This window comes from Pseudomonas sp. RA_35y_Pfl2_P32 (genome assembly GCF_963970735.1).
GTDB lineage: Bacteria > Pseudomonadota > Gammaproteobacteria > Pseudomonadales > Pseudomonadaceae > Aquipseudomonas.
Genome location: NZ_CAXAQF010000132.1, coordinates 1 through 610, shown reverse-complemented (window position 1 = coordinate 610; position 610 = coordinate 1). Strand labels below are relative to the sequence as shown.

Genomic DNA, 610 nt, shown 5'->3' with positions numbered 1-610 from the left:
TCTTGGCCAGTCATCCGCGCAATCAGCGCGGCCGCTCGCCCCCCAACTGCGCGTGCCTGCGGCGTGTCGGGAGACCCGTCGACGAGCGTGTCGAGCTCGGCATAAAGCTCGGCCCATTCCCGCTCGGTGCTGGGTGCGACTTCGGCCAGGCGTCGTTGCTGATCAGGCGTAAAAACGCGCGCGCCGAGCGCCTCCAACGCCGGGGTCCAGCGCAACCGCAACGGCTCGGCGCGCGCGAGTTCGGCCAGCGCCGTCGCATCGATCGTGCCGCCCGCACACAGCTTGCGGCGGGCATGGGCGATCAGGATCAGCGAATCCTCGACCCGGTTGCGCTGATCGATCAGCGCCTGTTCCTGCAGGTCGAGCACCGCCGCCACATCGGGCGCGCCCTCGTCGAGCAACGCGCCGATCCGCGCGATCGTCAGGCCGAATCGGCGCAGCAGCAGGATAACGTGCAGGCGCTCGCACTCGGCCTGGCCGTAGGTGCGCCAGCCATGCGCATCGCGCACCGGCGCGAGCAAGCCGCCGGACTCATAAAGCCGCAGCGTCTTGATGGTGATGCCAAAGCGCCGGGCGACGTCGGCGGCTCCGTCGGGAAACTGGGCGGAAG

At 69.8% G+C, this 610-nt stretch carries 1 protein-coding gene; it reads right to left on the bottom strand.

The features are described from left to right. Nucleotides 1-610: MerR family transcriptional regulator (locus AACY45_RS27475; RefSeq protein ID WP_339548601.1), on the bottom strand; the 610-nt coding region annotated here is incomplete at both ends.